At 66.5% G+C, this 23,221-nt stretch carries 17 protein-coding genes; 7 read left to right on the top strand and 10 right to left on the bottom strand.

Annotated elements, in window-relative coordinates; all coding sequences use genetic code 11:
* Positions 1-45: 45 nt before the first annotated feature.
* From K9B35_RS03150 to K9B35_RS03135, 4 genes are read right to left on the bottom strand one after another with little or no spacing between them, the layout of a single operon-like run.
* On the bottom strand, positions 46-882 hold the full coding sequence (locus tag K9B35_RS03150; RefSeq protein ID WP_224920341.1) for a p-hydroxycinnamoyl CoA hydratase/lyase: 837 nt from the start codon (positions 880-882) through the stop codon (positions 46-48).
* Between the two features lie 30 nt (positions 883-912).
* Positions 913-1,440, bottom strand: a complete 528-nt coding sequence (locus K9B35_RS03145) for a DUF3237 domain-containing protein (RefSeq protein WP_224920340.1) — start codon at positions 1,438-1,440, stop codon at positions 913-915.
* A 4-nt stretch (positions 1,441-1,444) separates the two neighbouring features.
* Positions 1,445-2,869 (bottom strand): aldehyde dehydrogenase, encoded by a 1,425-nt coding sequence (locus K9B35_RS03140; protein ID WP_224920339.1) that lies wholly within the window; start codon positions 2,867-2,869, stop codon positions 1,445-1,447.
* A 33-nt stretch (positions 2,870-2,902) separates the two neighbouring features.
* Complete coding sequence (locus tag K9B35_RS03135) at positions 2,903-4,294, bottom strand: MmgE/PrpD family protein (protein WP_224920338.1); 1,392 nt, start codon at positions 4,292-4,294, stop codon at positions 2,903-2,905.
* 58 nt (positions 4,295-4,352) lie between these two features.
* On the opposite strand from K9B35_RS03135, the gene K9B35_RS03130 reads away from it, so the two are divergent.
* A complete protein-coding gene (locus K9B35_RS03130; protein WP_224920337.1) occupies positions 4,353-5,600 on the top strand; it encodes an alpha/beta hydrolase family protein in 1,248 nt (415 codons plus the stop codon).
* A 136-nt stretch (positions 5,601-5,736) separates the two neighbouring features.
* Here the strand turns inward: K9B35_RS03130 and K9B35_RS03125 are convergent, their stop codons facing one another.
* Together K9B35_RS03125 and K9B35_RS03120 are read right to left on the bottom strand one after the other, a co-directional pair.
* Positions 5,737-6,717: a hypothetical protein gene (locus K9B35_RS03125; protein ID WP_224920336.1), complete on the bottom strand. Its 981-nt coding sequence runs from the start codon at positions 6,715-6,717 to the stop codon at positions 5,737-5,739.
* Between the two features lie 63 nt (positions 6,718-6,780).
* Positions 6,781-7,773, bottom strand: a complete 993-nt coding sequence (locus K9B35_RS03120) for a LacI family DNA-binding transcriptional regulator (protein ID WP_224920335.1) — start codon at positions 7,771-7,773, stop codon at positions 6,781-6,783.
* A gap of 202 nt (positions 7,774-7,975) precedes the next feature.
* On the opposite strand from K9B35_RS03120, the gene K9B35_RS03115 reads away from it, so the two are divergent.
* The 5 genes from K9B35_RS03115 to K9B35_RS03095 are packed head-to-tail and all read left to right on the top strand — an operon-like array spanning position 7,976 to position 15,419.
* Positions 7,976-9,046: a cytochrome P450 gene (locus K9B35_RS03115; RefSeq protein WP_224920334.1), complete on the top strand. Its 1,071-nt coding sequence runs from the start codon at positions 7,976-7,978 to the stop codon at positions 9,044-9,046.
* Positions 9,043-10,164 carry a CapA family protein gene (locus K9B35_RS03110; RefSeq protein WP_224920333.1) on the top strand — a complete coding sequence of 374 codons (1,122 nt, stop codon included), beginning with the start codon at positions 9,043-9,045 and terminating at the stop codon, positions 10,162-10,164. Before K9B35_RS03115 ends, K9B35_RS03110 begins: the two co-directional genes overlap by 4 nt.
* The gene (locus K9B35_RS03105; RefSeq protein WP_224920332.1) at positions 10,161-11,207 is read left to right on the top strand and encodes a hypothetical protein; all 1,047 of its coding nucleotides are present in this window, start codon (positions 10,161-10,163) and stop codon (positions 11,205-11,207) included. Before K9B35_RS03110 ends, K9B35_RS03105 begins: the two co-directional genes overlap by 4 nt.
* 58 nt (positions 11,208-11,265) lie before the next feature.
* A complete protein-coding gene (locus K9B35_RS03100) occupies positions 11,266-13,899 on the top strand; it encodes a TonB-dependent receptor plug domain-containing protein (protein ID WP_224920331.1) in 2,634 nt (877 codons plus the stop codon).
* A complete protein-coding gene (locus tag K9B35_RS03095) occupies positions 13,899-15,419 on the top strand; it encodes a tannase/feruloyl esterase family alpha/beta hydrolase (protein WP_224920330.1) in 1,521 nt (506 codons plus the stop codon). Before K9B35_RS03100 ends, K9B35_RS03095 begins: the two co-directional genes overlap by 1 nt.
* Positions 15,420-15,850: 431 nt before the next feature.
* Here the strand turns inward: K9B35_RS03095 and K9B35_RS03090 are convergent, their stop codons facing one another.
* The 3 genes from K9B35_RS03090 to K9B35_RS03080 are packed head-to-tail and all read right to left on the bottom strand — an operon-like array spanning position 15,851 to position 19,361.
* Complete coding sequence (locus tag K9B35_RS03090; RefSeq protein ID WP_224920329.1) at positions 15,851-16,615, bottom strand: hypothetical protein; 765 nt, start codon at positions 16,613-16,615, stop codon at positions 15,851-15,853.
* Positions 16,612-18,093: a hypothetical protein gene (locus tag K9B35_RS03085; RefSeq protein ID WP_224920328.1), complete on the bottom strand. Its 1,482-nt coding sequence runs from the start codon at positions 18,091-18,093 to the stop codon at positions 16,612-16,614. Before K9B35_RS03085 ends, K9B35_RS03090 begins: the two co-directional genes overlap by 4 nt.
* Positions 18,090-19,361 carry an MFS transporter gene (locus K9B35_RS03080; protein ID WP_224920327.1) on the bottom strand — a complete coding sequence of 424 codons (1,272 nt, stop codon included), beginning with the start codon at positions 19,359-19,361 and terminating at the stop codon, positions 18,090-18,092. Before K9B35_RS03080 ends, K9B35_RS03085 begins: the two co-directional genes overlap by 4 nt.
* 82 nt (positions 19,362-19,443) lie before the next feature.
* On the opposite strand from K9B35_RS03080, the gene K9B35_RS03075 reads away from it, so the two are divergent.
* Complete coding sequence (locus tag K9B35_RS03075) at positions 19,444-20,637, top strand: cytochrome P450 (RefSeq protein ID WP_224920326.1); 1,194 nt, start codon at positions 19,444-19,446, stop codon at positions 20,635-20,637.
* 97 nt (positions 20,638-20,734) lie between these two features.
* Here the strand turns inward: K9B35_RS03075 and K9B35_RS03070 are convergent, their stop codons facing one another.
* Positions 20,735-23,047 carry a TonB-dependent receptor gene (locus K9B35_RS03070; RefSeq protein ID WP_224920325.1) on the bottom strand — a complete coding sequence of 771 codons (2,313 nt, stop codon included), beginning with the start codon at positions 23,045-23,047 and terminating at the stop codon, positions 20,735-20,737.
* Positions 23,048-23,221: the final 174 nt, after the last annotated feature.

The raw sequence follows: 23,221 nt of genomic DNA, 5'->3' as shown, positions 1-23,221 counted from the left end.
GCCCCACCCCCAACCCCTCCCCTGAAGGGGAGGGGCTTAACAGCCTCAAGCCTTCACGCGGTCCTTGTCGTACGCCCCCAGGCCCGGCTTGTAGCTCTTCTCGTCAATGAACTGGCGAATGCCTTCCTTGCGGCCTTCATTGTCGTACGAGTTCGCCGCTTCCTGCGCGCGGATCAGATAATCCTCGGCCTCGTCATAGGTCATCACCCCGACGCGGCGCACCGCGTCCTTGGTCGCCTTGAGCGCGACCGGGTTCTTGCCCAGCAGCACCTTGGCCACCTCGGTCACGCGGTCCTTGAGCGCGTCGAGCGGCAGCGCTTCGTTGACCAGGCCCCAGTCGGCGGCGGTCTTGCCATCGATATTCTCGCCCATCATCGCATGGTACATCGCCTTGCGGAACGGGAGCAGTTCGGTCGCCACCTTGGTCGCGCCGCCGCCGGGCAGGATGCCCCAGTTGATCTCCGACAGGCCGAACTTCGCCTCTTCCGCGGCAAAGGCGAGATCGCACGCGAACAACGGGCCATAGCCGCCGCCAAAGCACCAGCCATTGACCATCGCGATCGTCGGCTTCTGGTACCAGCGCAGGCGGCGCCACCAGCCATAGCTTTCACGCTGCGCCTTGCGCGTGCCCTTGAGGCCATCGGCCTCGGTCTCGCGGAAATACTCCTTAAGGTCCATGCCCGCGGTCCACGCCGGGCCTTCGCCCGACAGGACAAGCACGCCAACATTCTCGTCATGCTCGAGGAGGTCCAGAACCTCCATCATGTCGCGGTTGAGCGTCGGGCTCATCGCGTTGCGCTTGTCGGCACGGTTGAACCGCACCCAGGCAATGCCGTTCTCGACATCATAGGCGACGACGCCGTTGGCACTCAGTTCCGTCATAGTCATGTCCCTGTTGGGCGCTGCTTGCGCCTATTCGACGATGTAGAAATCGATCACGACGTGATCGGGCATTCGGATGCCGCGTCCAACCAGCACCTTGGTACGCAACCATTGGTGCGCGCCGGGGGGCGGGTCGAAGCTGGCGGCAGAGCGGAAATAATAGCTGCCGGGATCGACCTTCTCGCCGCGTGCGATCTTGTCGGTCACTTCGGGGCTGGCGACGCGGACACCGACATTGTGGATGCCGATCACCGCGCCATCGGCGGCCTTGAGGAAGTAGCGCGCCTCGACCTTCGTCACCCCGCCGGCATGGATCGCCTGCCAGTCGCCGCCACCCGCCAGCACCGACCCGGTCAGGCGTGGGCCGGTGATGGTGCCGCCGGTGATCGGGATGAACCGCTTGCGCGCGCCATCGATCTCGCCCTGCTCGACCGGGGCCGCCACCTCGACGCGCGCCGAAAAGGCGTAGGTGAGGGTGGGGGCAGGGGCGGACTGGCCAGCGGCCAGTCCGACGCCCGCAACCGCGGCAAGCACAACGGAAGGGAAGAACGCGCCCATCGGATCAAATCGGATAATGGCCCGGCTGGGTCTCGATCGTGATCCAGCGCAGCTCGGTGAAGCTGTCGATCCCGGCCTTGCCGCCAAACCGGCCATAGCCCGACGCCTTGACCCCGCCGAACGGCATCTGCGCCTCGTCATGCACGGTCGGGCCGTTGACGTGGCAGATGCCGGATTTGATCTGCTTCGCGACCTTGAGGCCACGCGCGGTGTCGCGGGTGAACACCGAAGCCGACAGGCCATATTCGGTGTCATTGGCCAGTTCGATCGCATGTGCCTCATCGCGCGCGCGGATCACGCCGACGACCGGGCCAAAGCTCTCGTCGCGGAACAGCTTCATGTCGGGCGTCACCTTGTCGATGACATGCGCGGGCATCAGCACGCCATTGGCGTCGCCGCCATTCACCTGCACCGCGCCATGCGAAACCGCGTCTGCGATCAGCGACTTGCAGTGATCGACGGTCTTCTGATCGACCACCGCGCCGAGCGGGGTCTTGCCCTCGCGCGGGTCGCCGACGGCCATCGTCCCGACCTTCGCCGCGAACTTCTCGACGAACGCATCGGCAACCGCGTCGACGACGATGATCCGCTCGGTCGACATGCAGATCTGGCCCTGGTTCATGAACGCGCCGAACGCCGCGGCCTTCACCGCCTCGTCCAGATCGGCGTCTTCGAGCACGATCAGCGGCGCCTTACCGCCGAGTTCCAGCAGCACCGGCTTCAAATGCTCCGCCGCGCGCTTGGCGATGATCCGGCCGACTGCGGTCGATCCGGTGAAGTTGATGCGGCGGACATGCGGGTTGTCGATCAGCGCGCCGACGATCTCGGGCGCATCGGCCGGGGCGTTGGTGACGATGCTGACCGCACCCTTGGGCAGCGCTTCGTCAAACGCTTCGGCGATCAGGCTGTGGGTGCGCGGGCATTGCTCGCTCGCCTTGAGCACCACGGTATTGCCGCACGCCAGCGGCACCGCGACCGCGCGCACGCCCAGGATGATCGGCGCATTCCACGGTGCGATGCCCAGCATCACGCCGACCGGCTCGCGCAGCGCCATGGCGATGCAGCCGGGCTTGTCGGACGGGATCACCTCACCGCTGATCTGCGTGGTCAGCGCCGCAGCCTCACGCACCATGCCGACCGCCAGCATCAGGTTGAACCGCGCCCAGCCCTCGGTCGCGCCGATCTCACCCATCATCGCGTCGACGAACTGATCGGCTTTCGCGGCAAGCGCATCGGCGGCCTTGCTCAGCGCTGCACGCCGCGCATTTGGGCCAAGCGCCGACCATGCGGGGAAGGCCGCAGCGGCTGCTTCGACTGCCGCATCGGCATCCGCGACACTGAACGCTTTCGCCTCAGTCGCGACCGTTCCGGTCACAGGGTTCAGACGGGTAAAGCTGACGCCGGGGGCCGGCGGTGCGATCGTAGCCATGATCCTCTCCTCTATATTGTTATGCTATATAACCTACACTTTTGCCGTGCAAGCCGCTTGATCGATCAGGGTGTGTGCTGGCTTTTCCGCTGGAAACGCAAGGATTTGAAGGGCCAGCGTTCGTGCTGAACCGGGGGCAATCGGCTGCGCCGCATGGCCAGCGCAATCGATGAATTTGGCGATCAGCGACTCATCGTCCATCGGCCGGTCGGGGTGTCCGGCGGCCTGCATCACGCGATGGGTGAGGGTGGTGCCGTCATCGAGCGTGACCGTCAGCGATCCACTCGCCGCTTCGCTCCGCCCCCAGTCGGGATTGCGCCACTCGACCACCTTGTGCGCCAGCGTCCGCGTCGCTGGATCGGCGATGCGCGATGCGGAAAAGCTGTCGAGCGTCACCGCGCCGTCGATCAGCGCTGCGGCGACGGTATAGGGGATCGAGAATTTCGCCTCGATCGCGCGGGTCGGCTCGGCTTTCACCGGCTGCGGGCGGATCAGCATCTCCTGGATCGGTCCGGTCTCCGCCTCGATCCGCACCACCCGCGCGGGATCCACCCGGTCGCGCAGCACTAGCGCCGCTTCGATATAGGGATGCGTCCCCCGGCACGCCGGCCAGGGCTTGAAGCTGACCTGATCGCCGAGGAATGTCTCGCCCAGACAGTCGAGCAGCGCGTCGCGGGCTGCGCCCCCGCCATAGATCGCGAAGAACCCCGCACGCCCCTCCAGCGGCTCGGCAAACGCTGTCGCACCGGTCTCCGCCAGCAACGCTGCTTCGACCGCCGCGCGCGCCGCCAGCCCCTCGCGCACGCCCCGGATCGGCGATGCTGCGTCGTATTTGATCTCGCTCGGAAAGCTGCCCTGCAACAGCGCCAGTCCCATCGCATGCCGGATGCCATCGCCATCCAAGCCGATGAACCGCGCGCACGCCGCCGCAGTGGCGATTAGATTGACGAGCGGCGGTGGGTACCAGCCGCCTTCCTCATACGGACGCGGTGCCGCGATCGACAGGCGGCAGGCAAGATCGCTCCCCGCCGCCATCGCGACCAGAAACTCCCCGAACGCCAGCTCCGGCCGCGCATCCGCCAGCGCCAGCAGGGCAGGGACCAGCGCCGCATTGGGATGCGCCGGCCCGGCATCGAACGTGTCCCCGAAATCGAGCTGATGCGCGAGTGCGCCATTGGCGAGCGCCGCCAGCGCCGGGGTGCTTGAGCCGAAAAACCCGATCAGCCGCGACGGGCCGGGTACCGCTTCGGCATGGCGGCGATAGGGCACAGCATCCTCGCCCAATCCCGTTGCACCCAGCGTCACGCCGACCGCATCGAGCAGCGCGCGCCGCGTCGCATGCCGCGTTGCTTCGGGCAGCGCATCGAGCGTCAGTTCCGCGAAATGCGTCGCGATCCTCGCCGAAATAGCTTTATCACAAAACATTCTATGCAAACGCTTTCATCGGCTTTATCGGAAACGCAAGCAAAAACGGGAGAGAGCGATGCGGACGGGCGCGATTGCGGCGGTAACGATGCTGGCGATGACGCTGCCGGGGTCGGCGCGACAGGAACAGACCCTGCCCGGCGGCGCTAGATGGTCAGCGGAAGTCCCGGCCAACTGGAACGGCACCCTGTTGCTCTACAGCCGCGGCTATTCTCCCAGCGCCGGCAACCCCGATCCAGCCCCCAAACAGCACCGGCAGGCGCTGCTCGACGCCGGCTATGCCATCGCCGGGTCGGACTATGGCAGCGGCGGCTGGGCGCTCGAACAGGCGGTCCCTGCCCAGCGCGCCACGCTCGCCGCCTTCGCCGCCAAGCACGGCAAGCCCAAGCGCGTCATCGCCTGGGGCAGCTCGATGGGCGGCCTCGTCAGCACCGCGCTGGCCGAGGCAAGGGGCAGCGGCATCGACGGCGCCGCGCCGATGTGCGCGTCGATCGGCGGATCGCTCGGCATGATGAACATGGCGCTCGACGGCGCCTATGCCTTCCGCGCCCTGATCGCTCCCGATGCGGGCATCCGCGTCACCGGCATCGACGACGACCGCGTCAACGGCAAGCGCGTCGCCGATGCGCTGGCAGAGGCGGCAAAGACCCCGCAAGGCCGCGCGCGCATCGCACTCGCCGGTGTGCTGGCGGGCATCCCCGACTGGACCAGCCGCGACAAGCCCCAGCCAGCGCCCACTGACCACGCCGCGCAAGCCGCGGAGATCGCCAAATCCTTCGTGATGGGCGTCTATCTCCCCCGCACCGATCAGGAGGCACGCGCGGGCGGAACGTTCAGCTGGAACACCGGCATCGACTATCGCACCCAGCTTGCCCGCTCCGGTCGCCGCGCGATGGTCGCGGCGCTGTATCGTGAAGCGGGGCTGAAGCTAGACGCCGACCTCGCCACGCTCAACGCGGGCCAGCGCATCGCCGCGGACCCCAAGGCGGTCGCCTATATGCGCGCCAACTACACGCCCAACGCCCGCCCGCTGGTCCCGCTGGTCGCGGTGCAGACGATCGGTGATGGCCTGACCGCCCCGGCGATGCAGCGCGGCTATGCACAAGCGGCGCGTGGCGATGTGAAGAGCCTGTACGTCAACGCCGCGGGCCATTGCACCTTCGACACCGCGACCGTGCTCGCGACGATCCGCTATCTCGACACGCGCATCGCCACCGGCAAATGGCCGCAGACCCCCGCCGCCTTCGTCCCCCACCAGCCCGCCCCGATGCTCCGCCCGTGCTGGCGCGGGGAGCAGTGTCGCTGAACTAAATGATCCTCCACCGCCAGGGGGAGGAAGGGGAGCCCTCACCGGATACGCGCCATCGCCAGCGCATCGCCGTCCTCCCCCTCCGACGCCTTCGGCGCCACCTCCCCCTTGCGGGGGAGGATCAGCTGCCCTCTCAAATCCCCTTACGCTCGATCTTCCACTTCGGGTCTTTGCACAGCCCGCAATCGGCACCCGTGAACAGCTTCCCCGCCTCGGAATCGCCGCGCAGTTGCCAGTTGAGCCACGCGACCGAGAAGCGCCCGACATCGCCGCCATTATTCTCGCGGAACGTCCCGCCATGGCCGACATCGCCATCGACCAGCGCAACCGGGATATGCGTAATCCGGGAATAGTCGTCGGTGCCGTTGGGCCAGGCAACATCGCCCTTGCCGCCCAGCACATAAAGGGTCGGGGTGTGCAGCGCCTTGAGCATCGCCTTGTCCACCGTCATCCCGGTGATCGCCTGCTTCCCGTCGTTGAACACGCCGCTGTTATGCATCAGCACGGTCTTGATCCGCTTGTCCGCACCCGCCGCGATCGCCTGTAACCCGCCACAGCTATGCCCGGCGACGGCGACCTGCGCGGGATCGATCAGCCCCTTGTAGCGGCTACCATCGCGAGCATTCTCGGCCAGCGCCCAATCAAGCCCCTTGAGTACGTCCGCCGACGTCGTCGGCGGCTGGGGCAGGCGTCCGGTGGCTGGATCAGGACCGCGCGCTGCGGCATCGGCCGGGCGGGGCAGGGCGCCGGGGCCGCTGTAAATCTTACCCGGCGCGACCACCAGATAGCCATAGGAGGCAATCTGCGCGAGGTGATGCCGCGCGCTCGCCCCATCGGCGGCGCACCCGCCATTGCCCCAGATCACCACACCGAGCTTCTTGCCGCCCAGCTTCGACAAGTCGGCGGGGCGATAGACGGTGTGCTCGGGCAAGCTGGGGTCAGCTTCCTTGATCGCGGCATAGGGGCCCGTGCCGGGCGAATCCGCGCGCTTGGCATCGGCGGCGCGCATTTCCGCCATCCGCCGCGCGGCTTCGGGGTCTGGCTGCGGGGCCGTCTGCGCAAGCGCGGTGCCAGCCATCAGCGCCAGTCCAAGCGCCATCATCCCGATCCGCATCGTCACTCTCCCAAGGTTGTTATGCGGGAAAACTAACTCACCGATGCGGCGATGCAAGCCCTTTCATGCACTCTCTCGCGCAATCACCCGAAAGCCGACATCGATCCGTGTCTCGATCTCTTTCCCTGCCGCACGCGCGCGCAGCACCCGCATCACTTCCCGCGCGATCCGGGCGCCATCGACGTCCATCGACGTGATCGTCGGCCGCATATCGCCGGCCAGCCGCAAATTGCCAAAGCCGGTAACGGCGAGCTGGTCCGGCACCCGGATCCCCGCCGCCTGCGCCTCGACGATCAGGCCCTGTGCGATCCAGTCCGATCCGCACACCACCACATCGGGCTGCTCGGCCAGGTCGCTCAAGCCGCGATAGGCGAGCCGTCCCTGACCAAAGTGGCTGGGAACATTGACCTCCAGCCGCGTCGGCTCCGGTCCGCCATCATGCACCCAGCGCGTCGCGAATCCGTCGGCCCGCCGCTCCGAGCGGGGCGAGCGTGGCACGACCAGATGCGGGCGCCGATAGCCGCGCTGACGCAGGAACCGCGCCATTTCCTCGCCCGCCGCACGGTGCGAAAAGCCGACCGCCACGTCGATCGGATCGTCGGGCAGGCCCCAGGTCTCGATCACCGTTGTTCCCGCCGAACGCAGCCGTTCGCGCAACTCGGCATCCGACACGATCCCGGTCAGGATGATCGCGTCGACCCGCCGCCCGAGCGCCATGTTGATCTCACGCGTCAGGCGGCGATTGTCTGCGCCGGTCAGCGCCAGCATCACGCTGTTCCCGTCGCTCGCCAGCTCGTCGATCATCGCTTCGACCGTGTCGTTGAAGATCGATTGGGCGATGTCGGGGACCATCGCCGCGATCAGCCGGCTGCGACTGCCTGCCAGCGCGGTGGCGGCAAGGTTCTGGACGTAGCCGGTTTTTTCGATCGCCTCGCGGATGCGCGCACCGGTCGCGGCGGCGACGACTTCGGGGCTGTTGAGATAGCGGGAGACGGTTGCGGCGGACACGCCCGCCATTGCCGCCACATCGTCCAGTCGGGGGTTTCGCGCTGCCATGGTGCCATTCCTACACCGGCGGACAGAAAAAGTGCAAAAGCTGTTGCAAGCGCTTTCACTGTGGAATAACAATAATGTTATGACGCATGACTTCGATCCGCTTAAGCCGGAGACGTTCGACAGCGCTAACGGAGAGTATGCCGAGCTTCGCGCCCGGTGCCCCGTTGCGCATAGCGACGCATGGGGTGGCTTTTGGGCCTTGATGAAACACAACGACGTCGCCGCCGCGGCGACCGATTGGCAGACCTTCATCACCTCGCAACAGAATGTCGTGCCGAAGGTCGCGTTTACCGGCCGGCGTCCGCCGCTGCACCTCGATCCACCTGAACACACCCCCTATCGCCGCGCGATCGCGCCCCTGCTGACCGAGCGCAAGGTCGCGCGGCTGGAGCCGGTCGTGCGGCGAATTTGTCGGGATTTGCTTGACGATATGGTGGCGAAGGGCGGGGGCGATGTCGTCGCCGACTATTCCGCGCACATGCCGATCGCGGTGTTCGCCCACTGGATGAACCTGACCCCCGATGCGGTCGCCGAACTCACGCGCGTTGGCCAGCGCTACAATATCGCCGTCCAGTCCGCCGACATGGACTCGACCAAGGAATCGAGCCTGCTCCTCTACGACATGGCGCGCGCCATCGTCGCGGACCGCAAGGCAAACCCGCTGCCGGTCGATGAGGATGTGACGAGCGCGCTGCTCGCCACCCGCGTCGATGGCGAGCCGCTGCCCGAAGAAATGATCGTTGGCACGATCCGTCAGGTGCTGGTCGTCGGCATCATCGCGCCCAGCGTGATGATCGGGTCGATCGCCGTGCATCTGGGTCGCGATCCGGCGTTGCAGGCCAAGCTGCGTGCCGACCCCGCGCTGGTTCCTGCGGCGGTCGAGGAGTTTCTGCGTCTCTACACCCCCTATCGGGGCTTTGCGCGCACCGCGCTCACCGATGTCACGATCCGCGGGCGCACCATCCCCGCGGGCGAGCCGATCGCGCTCGTCTATGCCTCGGCCAACCGCGATGAAGAGGTGTTCGAAGACGCCGACCAGTTCCGCATCGATCGCCCAAACATGAAGGATTCGCTGGCGTTCGGGCGCGGCACGCATTCATGCGTCGGCGCCGCGCTGGCAACGCTGGAGCTCAACGTCGCGGTCGAGGAACTGCTCGCTGCCGCACCCGGCTTCACGCTGACCGGAGATCCGAAGCCGACCCGCTTCCCCGAAATCGGCGCGCTCAGCGTGCCGGTCGCGTTTGAGGCGGTTGGCGTGGAAGCGGCGGCGTGACGCATGTCTTCCTCGCGGCGGGCGACCTCGCCCCTGATCGCGATCATTATGACGAAAGCTATGTCGCGACCCGCGACGTGCTGCACGCCGCCGACATCGCCTTCGCGCAGCTTGAGACGAGCTTCGCGGAAAAGGGCGTCCGCCTGCCCCAGGCGCGCCACGCCGTGCTCGCCCGCCCCGACGGCGCCGATGCGCTCGCGCGTGCCGGGTTCGACGTCATCTCGATGGCCGGCAACCACGTCCTCGACTGGGGCAATGACGCCTTCTTCGAGACCAAGGCCAATCTCGAGCGCGCCGGCCTGAAGGTCGTCGGGGCAGGGGCCAACATCGCCGAGGCGCGCAAGCCGGTGAAGATCACGCTCGGCGACGGCACCCGCGTCGCGATCCTCGCGTACTGCACGATCCTGCCGCACAGCTATTGGGCGGAGGAGCACCGTCCCGGCTGCGCGCCGATGCGCGCCCACACGCTCTACGAACAGATCGAACATGATCAGCCGGGCACGCCCGCGCGCATCCACACCTTTCCGCACCGCGAGGATCTTGCGGCGCTGGAGGCGGATATTCGCGCGGCCAAGGCGGATGCCGATCTCGTTTTCGTCTCGCTCCACTGGGGCATCCATTTCGTCCGCGCGAGCATCGCCGACTATCAGCGCGACGTCGCGCGCGCAGCGGTCGCCGCAGGGGCCGACGCGATCCTCGGCGGGCATCCGCACATCCTTAAGGGGTGTGAGCTCATCGACGGCGCGCCGGTGTTCTACTCGCTGTGCAACTTCGCCACCGACCTGCGCATGGACCCGGTCCATGCCGCGTCGAAGAGTTTCAACGAAATCCGCGTGCTCGCCGGGGAGTGGGAGCCGGATTTCGACAGCCTCTACAATTTCCCGACGGCATCACGCATGTCGCTGGTCGCGCGGTTCGAGATCGCGAACGGGCGCATCGTCCGCTCGGGCTTCCTGCCGCTGTATATCGACCGCGACGCGGTCCCGCGCTTCGTCGCGCCGGGCAGCGAGCGCCATGCCGAAATCGTCGATTACATGGCGGCCGTGACCGCCGAAGCAGGGCTCAACGCCCGCTATCATGTGGAGAGTGAGATGGTCGTTCTGGAAGCCGCCGCATGAGCGACGGCAAACCCGCAACCGCATCCGGCTTTCCGCTGGAAGGCTATGTCTTCCTCTATCTCATCGCCTATCTGCCCAACGTTATCATCACCAAGCTGGTGACGAGCACGGTGCATCCCGGCCTGGGCCGCCCGCTGACGGGCCTGGAGACGCTGCCCGCCTCGCTGATCATCAGCCTGGTGCTGACCTACATCTTCATCTGGTGGTCGGGCTGGCACAAGGACGCGCATGGCGTGATGTTCCTCGGCCGCCGCATCCCGGTGCCGACCAAATACACCATGTACTCCGGGCTCGGCACCGCATTGGTGCTGTTCACTGTGCCTTTGTCCTTCACCTTTGAAGGGGTCAGCATCCCGTTCATTCAGCTGCTGATGCGCGGCGACATCCTGCTGATCGCGCCGATCGTCGACCTGATCTTTGGCCGCCGCGTGCGCTGGTGGAGCTGGATGGCGCTGGTGATGGTGCTGGTCGCGATGGTGATCACGCTGAAGGACCGTGGCGGGCTGTATCTCCCGCCACTCGCGATCCTGACCGTGGTGCTCTACACGATCGGCTACTTCGTCCGCCTGATCGTGATGACAAAGGTGTCGAAGAGCGGCGATCCCGCCAGCGTCCGCCAGTATTTCGTCGAGGAAAAGGTGTTCGCGCTGCCGCTGTCAGTGGCGATCCTCGCGGCGATCTCCGCCTCGGGCATTGGCAGCCAGTCGGGCGCGCTGGGCTGGGGCTTTATCTCGGTCTGGACCGATCCGGTGATCCTGCCGCTGTTCGGGATCGGCTTCACGCTCACCATCGTCTCGGTCTTCGCGATCATCATCCTGCTCGACCCGCGCGAGAACGCATATTGCGTCCCGCTCGAGCGCGCGGCGAGCCTGGTTGCCGGGGTCGGCGGAGCGTTGATCCTCGCCTGGGTCTGGGGCCTGCCGCATCCGCGCCCGGCGGAGCTGATCGGCGCCGGAATCCTGATCGCCGCCATCGTGTTGCTTTCGCTTGCCCCGCGCTTTGCCGACCGGCCCGCCCGGGCGGCGCGTGCGGAAACTACCTGACAAACGCATTTCTTCGACCCGCAGAGACAGGCGGGCTGAACATAAGGAGGGGAATGAAATGACCAACACCATTTGTCGCCCGTCGACCCTGTTGGGTCGCAGTGCATTGGGCGCACTCGCGCTCGCGCTCGCCAGCCCGGCACTCGCGCAGGAGGAGGCTCCGGCCACCGCCGCGCAGGCCGCCGAGCAGGACATCGTCGTCACCGGCAGCCGCATCCGCGGCATCGACCCGGTCGGCTCCGCTGTCATCGCGATCGACGCCGACCAGATCATGGAAGAGCCGGTCACCTCGACCAACGACATCCTGCGCCGGGTACCGCAGGTCGTGTCGCTGGGCGCAAACCGCGCGGGCGGCAACGCCCAGAACGGCGCGGCGAACGCCACGCGCGGCGCCGGCATCAACCTGCGCGGCCTGTCCACCAACGCAACGCTGCTGCTCTACGACGGCAAGCGCCTTCCGCCGCAGGGGACGCAGGGTCAGTTCACCGATCCCTCTGCCATCCCCTCGATCGCACTGGGGCGGATCGAGGTCGTCGCCGACGGCACCTCCGCCGTCTATGGCTCGGACGCGGTCGCCGGCGTGGTCAACCTCATCCTGCGCAAGGATTTCTCCGGGATCGAGGTGCGCGGCCGCTACGGCATCACTGACGCGGACTATTATGAGGCGCAGGCTGCGGTGCTGCTCGGCCACAAATGGGATACCGGCTGGATCATGGCTGCCGGTGAGTACGCCAAGAACAACAATCTGTTCGGGTCGGAACTCGACTTCTACACCTCCGACAACCGCAGCCGCGGTGGCCGTGACCTGCGCGGCACCAACTGCGCGCCCGGCACGATCGTCGCGAGCGGCGTCAACTACGCCATCCCGACCGGCGGCGTGACCAGCGCCAATGTCGGCAGCCTCGTCGCCGGCACCCGCAACCTCTGCGAATTCCGCGACATCGCGCAGGTCATCCCCGATCAGGAACGCTGGAGCGGCGTCGCGGCGGTGAGCCAGGAGATCACCGACGGCATCCGCATCTTCGCCGACGGCTTCTATTCGCGGCGCAGCGGCACCTTGCTGTTCAACCCGACCGCCAACGCCACGGTGCCCAGCACCAATCCCTTCTTCGTCTCCCCGGTCCCCGGCGCGACGTCCGTGACGGTGCAGACGACCTTCCTCGGCGCGACCGGCGCGCTGCCCAACCCCTATTGGGCGAGCACCTGGAACGCATCAGCCGGGATCGAGGCTGACCTGTTCGGCGACTTCCAGGGCACCGTCTATTACGCCCAGGGCCGTTCGGAGGAGGTCGCCGACCGCCGCCGTTCGGGCATCAATGCCGGCGCGCTCGCCGCCGCGCTCGCCGACACCAACCCGGCGACCGCGCTCAACGTGTTCGGCGGGGCGAACAACCCGGCGACGCTGGCGCGGATCACCGACAACTACTTCGTGATTGAGGGCAAGACCAAGCTCGAGGTCATCAACGCGCAGATGGACGGATCGCTGTTCGCCATCCCCGGCGGCAATGTCCGCATCGCGATGGGCGCCGAGCATCGCGTCGAATATACCTATACCTCGCTGCTCACCGGACAGGCAGCAACGCAGGTCCGCACCGCCAGTGACGGCAGCCGCAATGTCGACGCGGTCTTCGCCGAACTGTTCGTCCCCATCGTCGGGGCTGACAATGCTGCGCCGGGCCTCGAGCGCCTCAACCTCAGCCTCGCGCTGCGGCATGAGAATTACAGCGACTTCGGCAGCACCACCAACCCCAAGATCGGGGTGACCTACTCGCCCTGGACCGGGCTGGTGCTCAAGGGCACCTATGGCACCTCGTTCCGCGCGCCGACCTTCAGCGAAGTGTCGACCATCGGCGGCGGCGCCGGCCTGTATTTCGACACGCTGCCCGGCCCCAGCGGCAACCAGATCGGCATCGGCATCGCCGGTGGTAATCCGGGCCTGAAGCCCGAACAGGCGACCACCTGGTCGTTCGGCGTCGATGTCGCGCCGGTCGCGCTTCCGGGCTTCACCGCGTCGGTGAACTATTTCCGGATCGACTATACCGACCAGATTCAGGCACTGCGCGGCACGCCCGGCCTGCTCACCAACCCGATCTACAGCCAGTTCGTGCAGTTCAACCCGACCCCGGCGCAGGTTTCCGCGCTGGTCAATTCGGGCCTGCCGATCAACGCTGCGATCAACCAGTCGCTGGTGACCTTCATCGCCGACGGCCGTCGCCAGAATCTGGGCACCTCGCTGTTCCGCGGGCTCGATTTCACTGCTGCCTATCGCTGGAACTGGGGCGGGGTTGACCTCGATGCCGGGTTCCAGGGCACCTATGTCCTCGACTATCTGTTCGAAGCGGTGCCGGGCGCGGGGCTGGTCGACGTGCTCGACACGATCGGCTTCACCCAGCAATTCCGCACGCAAGCGGACATCGGCGCCAAGGTTGGCGGGTTCAAGTCGCGTCTGACCTGGAACCACCTCAACGGCTACACAAACACCACCTCGACCGTGGTGCGCGATGTCAGCAACTACGACACGTTCGACCTGCTGATCGGGTACGACTTTACCGACCGGATCAACCTGTCGCTCGACGTGCGCAACCTGTTCGACGAGGATCCGCCCTTTGTCGACACCACCAACGGCTTCGACCCGCAGGCGTCGAACCCGATCCCGCGCATGTTCGCAATCACGGCGAACGTGAAGTTCTGATGCCGGCCCTGCTCGCCGCAGCCCTGGCCGGGTGCGCGTCCCTCACGGGCGCGCATCCGGGCGGGGTGACCGTCACCGCGGCGACGCCGATCACTCCCGCGCCAAGCTGGACGCCGCAAACGACCAGCTTCTACCGCGGCGGCCCGGTCAGCGTTCCGCTGTGCCGGGTCGAGGGGGTGATCGAGGGCAATATCGGCTTCGAACTCTGGCTCCCCGCGAGGTGGAACGGCCGCCTGCTCGGCGCGGGCGTCGGCGGCGATGCGGGGGTGTACAACTATACTGATATGAGCCGCCGGATCGGCGAAGGCTTCGCCACGGTCACGACCGACAGCGGGCACAAGGCGACCCAGGCGCGCTGGATGGCTGATCCCAAGGCGCGCGTCGATTACGAGCATCGCGCGGTCCACCTGACCGCCGTCGCGGCCAAGGTACTCGCCGCCAAATTCTACGGCCGCGCGGTCGACAAGAGCTATTTCACCGGCTGTTCGGGCGGCGGGCGTCAGGCGCTCAAGCAGATGCAGAATTATCCCGGCGACTATGACGGCGTGATCGCCGGCGCGCCGGGCCCCTACATGCCGCTGCAATCGGTGCGGATGCTGTGGTTCGCGCTGCAGCAGAAATGGACACCCGCAGGCGCGCTCAGCGATGCCGACTGGGCGCTGTACGAGAGCAAGGCGACCGCAGCGTGCGACGCGCAGGACGGGGTGGCTGACGGTATCATTTCCAACCCGCTCGCCTGCAAGTTCACGACCGCGACGTTGCTGTGCAAGCCCGGCCAGACCGAGGGCTGCCTGACCGCACCCAAGCTCAAGATGCTCGACCTGATCCGCGCGCCGATGCGCGACGAGGCGGGCAGGGCGATGGACGGCGGGCTGTTCGCTGGCGTGCGCACACGCCCCGGCCCGCCCTCGCCGCTGCTGCGCGCGATGTGGGCCGACGGCGTGTATGACGACGCCAATTGGAACGAAGACAGCTTCCAGCGCAGCCGCGACCTGCTCGCCGCCAACCGCAAAATGCCCGAACTGCGCGCCGACAGGGTCGCAATCGCGCCCTTCATCAAGGCCGGCGGTAAGGCGATACTTTATCAGGGCTGGGCCGACCCCTCGACCAACGCCGGCCCGACGATCGACTATTACACGGCACTCGCTCGCGCCAATGGCGGCACGGCAAAGCTTGCCGACAGCGTCCGCCTGTTCATGGCCCCCGGCGTCTATCACTGCGCGAGAGGCCCCGGCGCCGACCAGTTCGGGGCGTCGGGACAGCAGAGCTGGCCCGGCGATCCGTCGCGCGATGTGTTGTGGTCGCTGATCCACTGGGTCGAAAAAGGGCAGGCACCGACGCGGCTGACGGCAACCAAGGTGGAGGAGGGCAAGGAGGCGTTTACGCGGACGCTCTGTCCCTATCCTCAGGCGGCACGGTGGGACGGGAAGGGGCCGACCAACGCCGCGTCTTCCTATCGTTGCGTGGTCGATCCGGCGCTGGTGAAGTATATGGGTCGCAAGACGTTGGTGGGGTCGTAAGTTTACTTGCCTGCTGAGGCAGCAGTTGCGCCGCTTCACGACAGGCGGCATCATCCATTTGATGCTGGATTTTCAATGCTGGTTCTGTGGCCAAGGAATTGACCGCGCTGATAGTGGCGCTTTGCTGGTTAGTGTTGAGAGCCTGTGGCCGTGGGCGGATGGTATGCGTGGGCGGGACGACCCATTCCAGAACATCTATGTGCACTCGACTTGCGCCAAGGATCGGATGGCCGGCTCGACCATGCACCTAGAACCGTCCGTGTTCGGTGAGGAACCCTGAACGAGTAGTATGGAGTCGTGGGCCGACAATCCAAAGGCTCGTCACCCCGGCCTTGTGCCGGCGTCCACTCCACCTCAAGTCCAGTGCTCAAGTCTCTTGCCACGCGCCTGCCTTCCGGTGGACCCCAGCACAAGGCCGGGGTGACGGTTGGCTACTCAGGCACAATCCGCACATCTACCCGGCGCGGCTGCGGCCAGCTCAGCCCGTCGAACGCCTCCGCCACATATGGCCCCGGCAGTGCCTGCACGATCTTGATCCGCTCCGGCGCAATCCCGCGCAGGATCAGCGCACGCCGCACTACTTCCGCGCGGGTCCGGGCCAGTGCCTTGTCCTCGACGATCCGCCGCCCCGACACCGTCTCCGGCACCGTCTGCGCGACCCCGGCAATCTCGATCCGCGCCGGCTGCACATCCAGCGCATAGTTGATCGTCGCGTCGAGATAATAGTCGCTCAGCTGATAGGTGATGAAGCTGCTCGAAAAGCCGAACGGGATCGTGAATCGGCCCTCGGCGAACGGCTGGGCGGGCTTTTTGCGCGCCTCGTAGAGCGGGCGGACGTTGCGCGCGGGGAGGGCGAAGCGCCGCCCCTGATAGCCCTCGGCGCGGATCAGATGGCGGGTGCAGGGCTCGTCCAGCACCGACACCGTCGCGGGCTCGATCACCGTCCCGCCGCACGGATCGCCGCCATTCTTTGCGACGAACCCCTCGACCAGAATCGCATGGTTCCAGTCGGGCTTGGTCGGCGCGGCGGTGACGTCATAGCGGATGCCGGTCGCCGGATCGCTCGCCAGCCAGCACCCCGATTTTCGCCCATTGTCGGTGTCGCGATAGACCGGGCAGGCGATGAACCGCACCGCCTGTTGCGCATCCTGCGCCCCGGTCAGCAGCACCGCGCCAAGCAGCAACGCGACCTTCATAGCGCCCGCATCAAATTCTCGAGGTCGCGCTTCTCCTGCTCGGTATAGCCGATACTATAGCGCCGCTCATAATAGTCGATCACGGTGCGGATATCCTTCGCGCTGCCGTTGGAGAAGAAGGGCGCGCGCGCCGACATGCCGCGCAGCGACTGCAGCGTGATCCGCCCGACATCGGCGCACTTGCCCGTGGTCAGCGCAAAGCCCGGATCGCTGGTCAGGATCGTCCGCCCATAATGCGGGTGCGGCTTGCCGGTGCAGGTCACGCGGAACAGCGGCAGATGCGGCGCCGGGTCCGCGAACGGCTGGTTGGTCGTCCCCAGATCGACCTGACCCGGCGCGACATCCATGCCCATATAAGACATGTTGTGACAGAAGACGCAGCTGTTGCGCACCGGATTGCCAAAGCCGATCGGCGAGTTGATGCCCGCCGTGTCGGTGATGAGAAAGGTCTTGTCGCGAAACACCCGTGCGCCGCGCGCGACCGACTCGCGGAATGCGACGACTTCGGGCGACAGCTTCGCCTTCACTGCCGCGGGCATCTTTTCCCACGCCTCGAACTCGCTCCACACCGGAATGCCGCCATCGCTGCCGAGCCTTCCGGCCTGCGACACCTGCAGCGTCTTCGTGCCGCCCATCGATCCGTCGCCGTCGAGCGGGCCGCCGGCGACATCGATTTGCTGCGCAGCATAGATGCGCCGTTCGAAGTCGAGGATGCGGGCGATGTCGCCCTTGTCGAGGTTCTTGAGAAAGCCGAGATGCGCCCCCGCCGCGTCGCGCATCTGGGCCTCCAGCGTCGGTACGCGGCCATCGGCCATCAGGTTTCCGCTGACCGGCTTGCCCGTCTCCGGATCGACCGGCAGCGGCATCCCCGCCTTGGGATCATAGGCGAAGCCCATCGCCTCGATATATTTGAAGTTTGCCACCGGGCGCGGCCGCCGGAACACCGACACCATCCCCGCGCCCTTGAGGCCGTATCTGGCGTCGAGGTTGCAGGTCGACGGATCGCGGACGACTTCGATCGTGAAGTCCGGCTTCACATTCTTGGGCGGCCACGGCCGTGCAATGCGGATCAGGCCATGGTCGATCAGCAACGAGTGCGACGCGCGCTCGCCCTGCGGCAGGCTCGGGCAGTTCGACCCGTCCGATGCCGCGAACAGTGGGTCCTTCGCGCCGTTGCGCTGCCATTGCCGCGCCGCCGACGCCGCCGACAGGCTCATCGCATCGGCGGGCTGGTGACAGGTGACGCACGCCCGCCCGTTCGGCCCGATCGCGGTGAAGAAGGGGTGGTCCTTCGTCTCCATCGGCCCATTGTCGAGCAACAGCCGCAGCGTGCCATTGGCGTTGCGATAATCGAGGCTAGCGGGGAACACGCGCCCCTCATCCGGGTCCCACCACGGATCCTTCTCGCCGCCCTGCGCAAACGCAACCGCCGCAGCAAAGGCAATCGTAGCAGCGCCAAGAACGAGACCGCGGATCACGCCTTGCCCTCCCGCGCATTGCCGAGGCGACTGAGCGGCAGGATCAGCAGCGCGCCGAGCAGCATCAGTCCGGCCAGCACGAACACCGGCACCGTGATCTTGCCCGTGGTGGCAACGATCCAGCCAATGACGACCGGCATCACCGTGCTGCTGGCATTGCCGCACAGGTTGATCGTGGCAATGGCGCCGGGATTGCGCGCGCCGACGAACTTGGTCGGGATCGTCCAGAACACCGACTGCGCGCCGCCCAGCCCAAACCCGCCAACCACCAGCGCCGCGAGCGCCAGCGGCCCATTATGCGTGAACATCGCCGCCACCCCGAACGCCGCCGCCGCGCCCAGCATCGGCCAGGCGAGGTGGCGGTAGCGTTCGCCGCTGCGGTCCGAATGCCACGCATTCCACACCATCCCCGCGCCAATCGCGACCCAGGGCAGGGCGGCGAGGATGCCGACCTCCAGCGGGTCGTTGCGCCCCAACGTCTTGATCGCAATCGGCAGCCAAAAGATGATCGCGTTCGCGCCGGTGATCAGCACGAACCACACGCCCGCCGACACCCACAATATCGGGTCCTTCAGCGCATCGGACAGCTTTGCGCTCGGCGCACGCGCATCGTTCACCTCGTCCGCGATCGTATCCTCGATCTGCTGGCGCTCGGCATCGGACAGCCAGCGCGCTTCGGCGGGACGGTTCACGAACCAGAAGATCGCGACGATCCCCGCAATCACCGTCGCCAGCCCCTCGACCAGGAACATCACCCGCCACGAGGCGATGCTGCCGGTGTCCATCGCCATCAGCGCCCCGCACAATGGCCCGCCAAAGATCACCGAAATCGGGATCGCCAGCATCGTGCCCGCAATTGCCCGTGCGCGGTACTGCTGGGGCAACCACTGGCTGACATACCACACCACGCCCGGCGCAAAGCCGCTCTCGAACAGGCCGAGCAGGAAGCGCAGGACGTAGAAGTGCATCGGCGTCTGGATCGCCGCCATCGCGGTGGCGACCGTGCCCCACCCGATAACGCTCCCCGCAATCCACCAGCGCGGCCCGATCCGGCGCAACACCGCTGCACTGGGCAGCTGGAACAGCAGGTAACCGACGAAGAAGATCCCGACCCCAAATCCATAGGCCTTGGGGTCCAGCCCAAGGTCCGGGTTCATCTCGATCGCCGCGAAGCTGACGTTCACGCGGTCGAGCGAACTCAGGATGATGAGGAAGGTCAGCGGTGCGACAACGCGCGCCATCACCTTGCGGTATGTGGTCGGTTCCAAGCCTCTCTCCTCTGCAAAAAGGCTATGCGATAAAGCATTTTTGTGTCAACGAGATTGTCAACAATCGTAAGGGAAGAGGGTGATGGAGTCGCGCTGGACCGGCCAGGAATATGACCCGCACGCGCATGAGGATTTCGACACGCCGCATCAGGTGTTCGCCGATCTGCGCGCCAAATGCCCGGTCGCGCACAGCGACGCGTTCGGCGGCTTCTGGATCGCGACGCGGCATGCGGACATCAAGGCGATCCTCGATGATCCCGCCGAGTTCACCACCACCGTCCGTAACGTCGTCCCCGGCGCATCCGCCACCGGCCGCCGCCCACCGCTGCACCTCGACCCACCCGAGCACACGCCCTATCGCCGCGCGATCGACCGCGCACTCGGTGCCTCGCGCCTCGCCGCGATCGAGCCGGTGATCGAGCGCCATGTCGCAATGCTGCTCGATTCCTACATCGCGGCGGGCGGCGGCGATTTCGTCGAGGGGTTCGGCAGCCCGCTCCCGGCGCTGCTCTTCGCCGACTGGTTCCAGCTCAACCCCGACCAGACGGACCTGTTGTGGCGCACCGCAAAGGATTTCGTGAAGGCGTGGGAGGCGTTCGACGTCGCCGCGGTCTCGAAGGCCAGCGAGATCCTCTACGACCTCGCCCGCGACCTCATCGCCACCCGCCGCGCCGCGCCGCTCGATCCCGAGTTCGATCCGGTCAGCAGCCTGCTCGCCGCCACCGACGCCTATGACAATCCGCTGCCGCATGAGATGCTCGTCGGCTGCGTCCGCCAGATCCTCGTCGTCGGCCTCGTCGCGCCGCCGGTCTTCCTCGGCAGCGTCGCAGTCCACCTCGCGCGCCACCCCGACCTCGCCGAACAGCTGCGCGCGGCACCTGACCAGATCGACGCGGCAGTCGAGGAGTTCCTGCGCCTCTACACCCCCTATCGCGGCTTCGCGCGCACCACGCGCAACGGCGTCGAGCTGGGTGGCCGCCGCATCGAACCGGGTGAGCCGATCGCGCTCGCCTATGCCTCTGCCAACCGCGACGAGGCGGTGTTCGAGGCCCCGGACGAGTTCCGCCTCGACCGCGCCAACGTCCGCGACCACCTCGCCTTCGGTCGCGGCCCGCATCGCTGCGCCGGCATGGCGATGGCGCGGATGGAATTCCGCATCGCGCTACGCGAACTCCTCGCCCGTACCCGCAGCATCGCACTCGCAGGCGACGTGCGGATGAGCGGCATGCCCGAGGTCGGCCCTGTCTATGTGCCGCTAAACGTGGCGGGCGCGTAACCCGACAACAAAAACCCCTCCGCCTTTCGGGGGAGGGGCAAAAGGTTCGGGGGAGCCCCGCAAGGTTGGCCTCTCCATGCGGAGAGGCCGTCCAAGATCAGAAACTAAACCGCACCGTCGCGTAAATCTCGCGCGGCGCCGCCGGGATCGCGACATATTCGCCGGTAGGCGGCAGCGTGCCCTTGTAATAGGCGTGGTCGGTCTCGGTCAGGTTGGTACCCTCGACCGACAGCTCGATGCCGGGCAGGAAGCTCGGCTTGAACGCCACCCGCGCGCCCAGCAGTGTATAGGCATCCTGGAACGACGTCGCATCGGCAGGCGTCAGGAACTGCGACCCCTTATGGCTCAGATCGCCGCGCAGCGTCAGCTCGCCCGCACCGGTCTCAAAGCCATAGGAGATGCCGGCATTGATCGACCAGTCGGGGATCTGCGGCACGCGGTCGCCCAGCTTGAACCCGCTCGAAATCGCCGACGCCGCCAGCGTGTCGAACCGCGCATCGACATAGCCAACGCCCAGATTGAGATCGAGCCCGCGCGTCGGCCGCGCCGCGATCTCCAGCTCGAACCCCTTGATGTCCGAACCGCCCGCGTTGCGCGTCGTGCGGATATTGGCGTTGGTCACCGGATCGACCGATTGCACCGTCAGCTGGATGTCGCGATATTCGGAATAAAAGCCCGCAACGTTGAACGTCAGCCGGTTGTTGAACCAGCTCGTCTTCGCGCCCAGCTCATAGCTGGTGAGCTTCTCGGGATCGTAGCGCGGGGTCGGGGTCGATGCGACCGTCGACGCGCCAAAACCGCCCGATTTGAACCCCTTGGACCAGCTGGCATAGAGCAGCATGTCGGTGTTCGGCTTATACTCCAGCGCCACGCGCGGGGTGAAGCTTTCCCACTCCGCGACCGCGCTCGACAGCGGAACGACGGTGGTGCCGTTCTGTGGCCGCACGACCGAGGTCGCATATTCCTTGCGATCCTTGTTGTACCGCGCGCCCAGCGTCACACCGAACTGGTCGGTCAGCTTCAGCGTCTCCTGCGTGAACAGCGCGTAGCTGGTCGCCTTCATGTAAAAGGTGGTGAAGGTGTTGCCGACATCCGCCGCCGTGGTCGGCTGGCCCGCCGCGATCAGCGCCTCGTAGATGCCCTCGAACGAGCGGGTGAAGACGGTGGAATCGCCTTCCTCGCGGAACGCATAGGCGCCGATCAGGAAGTTGAGCTTGCCGTCCATCGCGGTGCCGCCCAGCTGCAGCTCCTGGCTCAGCTGGTCCTGGTTCATCGTCGTGCGCGACTGCTGGAGCGGGTAGGGGGTCTGGTCGCCATCCACCTCGATCGTCGCATCGATCGACCGCCATGCGCTGACCGACTTGAGGTAGATGTCGTCGCTCAGGTCGAAGGTGAAAACGGCGGAGAGCCCGCCGATATCGGCATCATCCTGCTGTGCCTGCAGCGAATAGACATTATACGGATCGGGCGCTTCCCAGCGCGCGTCATAGACAGACCCGGTCGGCAGGCCGAGGCGCGGGTTCCAGTAGGGCGCGGCAAACTGGTTGAACCGCGCGATCTTCGCGACCGTCGGCCCAGCCGGAACGAAGTCGATCAGATAGCCCGACGGCGGGTTCTGCCGCTGCCGCGTATAGTCGCCCGCAACCTTCAGCGTCACCGCCTCGCCCAGCTGCGCCTTGATCGCGCCGCGTACAATGAAGCGGTTCTCGCTGGCATAATTCTGCCCGTCGAGGATGCGCGTGCCATAGCCTTCGCTGGTGAGGTAGGAGGCAGAGAGTTTGAGCCCCAGCACATCCTCGATCAGCGGCGTGTTGATCAGCGCCGAAACGTCGGCGCGCTTGTAGCTGCCCGCGCGCGCCTTGACGATGCCGGTCGCCCCACCCGACAGGCGCGGATCGGTGGTGATGACGTTGATCGCGCCGCCAATCGTATTGCGACCATAGAGCGTGCCCTGCGGCCCCTTCAGCACCTCGACCCGCTCGATATCCTCAAGGCTCAGCAGGCCGCCCATCGATCGCGCGATATACACATCGTCGACATACAGGCCGATGCCCGGATCGGTCGGGAACTGGAAGTCGCCGGTGCCGACGCCACGGATATAGCCCGCAAACGCCGAACCGCCGCCCGCCGGACGGTTGGTCGGGTGCAGCTCGAGGTTCGGCGCGAAGTTGGAAATGTCGCCCAGATTGTCGATGCCGCGATCGGTCAGCGACTCCGCCGACAGCGCGGTCACGGACAGCGGCGCATCCTGCAACCGCTCTTCGCGACGCTGCGCAGTAATGACGATCTCGCCGACACCGACCTCTTCCTCCTGCGCGGCAGGAGCGGTTTGTGCAGTGGCGGGCGAAGCAGCCAGCAGAGCTGCGATCGACGCAGTGGTGGCGAGCGCGACGGTCGGACGAAAGCGCATGAAAGATCCTCCCCGGGACAGAATGTCGGGGGTCAGCGCCCCCTTGTGGCGCAATGGTTATGGATCAATACAAATATTGTCAACAATCTCGTCAGCAAAGCGGCGAGCGCCAGCCCACACCCATCCATTCTCAAGCCCGTCCCGATTGCGGGAGGGGTTGGGGAGGGTCTTCTT

The sequence above is a fragment of the Sphingomonas sp. R647 genome (assembly GCF_020177055.1).
Taxonomy (GTDB): Bacteria; Pseudomonadota; Alphaproteobacteria; order Sphingomonadales; family Sphingomonadaceae; genus Sphingomonas.
Note: the sequence above shows the minus strand (reverse complement) of the source record. Positions and strands in the feature narration are given on the sequence as shown.